At 45.0% G+C, this 3,817-nt stretch carries 4 protein-coding genes; 3 read left to right on the forward strand and 1 reads right to left on the reverse strand.

All coding sequences use genetic code 11. The annotated features are described in order from the left end of the window. On the reverse strand, positions 1-1,374 hold a 1,374-nt coding region (locus Q7S57_04615; GenBank protein ID MDO8512531.1), incomplete at its 3' end, for a glycosyl hydrolase family 18 protein. A gap of 59 nt (positions 1,375-1,433) precedes the next feature. On the opposite strand from Q7S57_04615, the gene Q7S57_04620 reads away from it, so the two are divergent. The 3 genes from Q7S57_04620 to Q7S57_04630 all read left to right on the forward strand — a co-directional run. Continuing rightward, positions 1,434-1,763, forward strand: a complete 330-nt coding sequence (locus Q7S57_04620; GenBank protein MDO8512532.1) for a hypothetical protein — start codon at positions 1,434-1,436, stop codon at positions 1,761-1,763. A gap of 61 nt (positions 1,764-1,824) precedes the next feature. After that, a complete protein-coding gene (locus Q7S57_04625; GenBank protein MDO8512533.1) occupies positions 1,825-2,661 on the forward strand; it encodes a hypothetical protein in 837 nt (278 codons plus the stop codon). Positions 2,662-3,022: 361 nt separating this feature from the next. Further along, positions 3,023-3,817, forward strand: a 795-nt coding sequence (locus tag Q7S57_04630; protein ID MDO8512534.1) for a DUF4349 domain-containing protein, incomplete at its 3' end; no start/stop codon positions are given.

Below are 3,817 nucleotides of genomic sequence, written 5' to 3' on the forward strand. Positions count from 1 at the left end.
GCTCCACGATAGATAGTTGAATGGCTGGCTAGTGTTTGTTTGGGAGCCAGAATTTTGAGCGACAGTAGTGGAAGCGGTTGTTGCTTGCTGGGTTAAAGTGGAATCAGCGCCTGTTGGCGGCGGCTCAAGCAGTCTAGGGTCGTAACTAAATCCGATTTCATTGGCGCTGTTTCGTGTGGGAGTGATGCCGAGACTCGAAGCGATTTCGGTTGCGTAACGCGGATTAAATGGCCAGAGCACTTTATATTGAAAGCTGGAATTTGGAAGCGGTGTTACCGTGTATTCGTAGCCGTAGGTCGGCACGCCGATTATTATTTTATTTTTTGCAATACTTTTGGTAGCCATACTGATCAAACCTTCGACCCATTCAGGGTCGGCAACCGGCGCATAGGGAGCCCTACGCGCTTTGTTGAGACGGACCGCTATCGTGCCTTGGTCGTAGGCCATAATTTCCACACGGTCGCAATATTTGTTCATCGCTACATAGTCGTTGGCGTAATCAGTAGCATCTGCCGGTATGACAGCTCCCGGACTAAATCGGTCATAGAGCGGCATGCGTGCCTCCACAGTGCAATAAACCCACTTTTTGCCCATTCGCTGATACAAGCCCTTGAGAAATGTCGAGAAATAATTTATTGTCTCATGTTTTTTAGCCTCAAAATCAATATCTATCCCGTCAAAGCCATTTTGTTTGACTGTGTTCGCTATTTCATCTTCAAGCGCGATGCGAGTGGTGGTGTTGCTTAAAATACGATGGATGGCATCACCATTGCCCCACATGACAGTGGGAATGACTCGAACCCCGGCCTTTTTCGCCGCGGCGATAAAAGAAGTCCACGGCTCTTGCGTAAGTTTAGCTGTGTCCGCGAGCGTGCCATCGCTTTTAACCGTATAGCCAAAAGGCATTACGCTCTTGAGTTGCGAGAGATGAGGCAAAACATCTTGTGTGCCAGTTGCGATGCGCCAGTAAGGTATCCAACCGGAAAACTCAAGCTGGTTCGTTGAATTTATCGCGCCAAGAGATGTGGAACTGCCGCCCACAAGCGCCATTTGCGTTTTTGGCCCATAGACGCCGTAGCCGTATGCTGTTGTTTGAGAACATACGATGCCTTTGTCACATTGGAATTTTTTCAAAGCGGTTTCCGTTAGCGGGCCGAAGTAGCCGGTAGCCTTTCCCGCACTGAGATATCCTTTAGCGATAAGTTCATTTTGCAGGGTTTGGACGTCTGTGCCGGACATTCCCAACCAAAGCGACCGCACGGCAAGAGCGTCCAAAGGCGCCAAAAAGATTAGCCAAAAAGATAAAAGCGTACCGGCCGTGATGTTTCGTAACATATGTTCATCATAACAGACACGCTCGGTTTTTGCTTCCATCACACCAAACTTCCTCAATCCCCGGTGGTGTTTTCAGGGGAGTTTGCTATACTTTTACTATGAAAAGTGGTGGAAATAAAAAAACTAATAACATCGTTAGTCCGGCATTAAAGCAGGAATTTAGGAACTTGGGTGCGCTTATTGAAGATAATAACCACAAACTTGGGGCGGTGGCTGAACAAGTCGCCGATGTTCTTGTTCGAACTACCAATATAGAAATGAATCTAGATATTGTAAAGTCTGATGTCAAAAATCTGAATGCAAATATGGATGTCGTAAAATCAGACGTCGACATTATAAAAAGTGGTTTAAAAAGGAAAGTGGACCTTGAAGATTTTGAAGCTCTTACCCACCGCGTTTCTGTGCTTGAAAAACGAGTGTTGAAGTAGGATTTTTTGCACCTTTCTTTTTTGGGGGTATACTATGTTTATTAGTTAGTAGCTTTATTTTATGAAAAATTTACAATACATTCGACAAGCTCAGTATAAAAAAGGTTTTATTGGGGCACTATTTTTAGTGATTGTTGCATTATTGGTAGCAGTCGGAGGAACGTATTTTTATATGAGTAAGAAAACTGGAGCACCTTCACCAGCCAATGCTCAAGATAGTAATTCTATAAAAAATGAGACTGCTATTACATTTATAACTCCAGTTGAAAGCGAGTCGCTTATTCGCGGAATTTCCCACGTAGTAATTTGGGATGGAACATATTCTGGAGAATTAACTCTCAAGGTCCTATCAACTCCTATCGGAAGCAAAATATCGTCTGTTGTTGCTGATAATGTTTTGAGTCCGAACAAAAGAAATCAAATAGTTTGGGATGTACCTTGCAACTTCGATAGTTCACAAGCGTGGTACAAATTAGTTCTTACGGATAAAAAAACAGGTGCGGTCATTGCGAATAGTCCTAATTTTATTATTTCAAAAAATCGGAATACAACATGTTCAAATTCTCCAGCATCTATCACTGTGCTATCGCCAAACGGGGGAGAGAGCTATCAAGCAGGCTCTGTACAAAGTATTAAATGGAATGGTGGCAAAAATCCGCTTGAGATAATGCTTGAAACATATTCAGAAGGGGAGCTAGTTGTTGTTGGTTCAATTGCTACTAATGTTAATCCATCAGTAGGACAGTATATGTGGAAGGTTGGAGATATTTTTAATAAGAATTCTTCAGGTACTAAGATTTTCTCGACTGTTCCTGTAGGAAAATATTTTATTCGAGTTAATGATTTTATGATCGGAAATCTTGATAGGTCTGATACTCTGTTCACCATTACAAACTAGGGAGTAAAAGACTCAAATACCTTTTATTAATTTAGACCAAGTAATCTCCACTTTCAAATTCACTAAGTAAAATCTAAACACTCCAACCGCTCCAACCGCGACTCTCATCGCGGTGCCGTTGGTTTTGAAACAGGAAATGTGCTAATATTGTTGTATGATCGACAATCAAAACATCCCGAGGCATTTTAGGCCGCGACATGTCTCATGGCTTACAATCGTACTCGCGCTTCTCGCGGTTATCACTTTCATCGCAATCTATCGCCCAAACGCGCAGTATCCGGTACCCTTGGGGACAGGCGGAGGGGTGATGGAGTACTCGAGTAGCAGAGGGGCGGTGACTCCTGCTACTTCTCCCGTGCCTATGGATACTAACGTATCCAGGGATACCAGCGTATCGAGCGCCCCGGCTCAAGCTAAGGTGGACTCGAATGCCTACTATTATCCGTACCCGTATCCTAATCCAGATGTGCCGGTGACCGACACGCGGGAGTTTTTGAAAGTAAATTACAATGCGTCTATGCTTACCCGCGATGTGCCGGGTTTGACCCGTCGCGTCGAGACGACCGTGCGCGGATACGATGGCCGTATCGACCAGGAATCGAGTTCTCCAAAGTACGGCTATGTGAGCTTCGCTGTACCCGAGAGTAAGTACATTGCCTTTCGTGACGAGCTTGAGGCTCTAGTGGGCAGTCGATTTCTTACAGTCAATATTTCGTCTCAAAATCTTTTGCCGCAAAAGGTAAGTATCGAAGAGCAGCAAAAGCAAGCTGATACCACTCTTTCGGATTATAAAACAGCGCGCCAAAAAATCGTCAATGCTCACACGGGCGCGGTGCAATCACTCCAGGCGAAGATAGATGCCGACACGCAACAATTGGCAACACTTCGGGCTCAAACATCGACGCCTCAAATATTGTCCCAGATACAGGCCGTATCCGACGATTTGCTGTCGCTTAAGAGACAGCTTGAAAACGAGAACGCATCGTATACGGCGCAATTGAACAATGCGGATAGGAATATCAAATACGCGCAGGATTGGCAGAAGGCCGTACAGACGCAAGACCAGGCTCTGCTTGATAACGTCGCGACGGTAACGGGTACGGTTTCTATAGAGTGGATAAGCTTCTGGGGCATTAGTCTTCTCTATCTGCCGGGC

This window comes from bacterium (assembly GCA_030647555.1).
Classification (GTDB): domain Bacteria; phylum Patescibacteriota; class Andersenbacteria; order UBA10190; family CAIZMI01; genus CAIZMI01.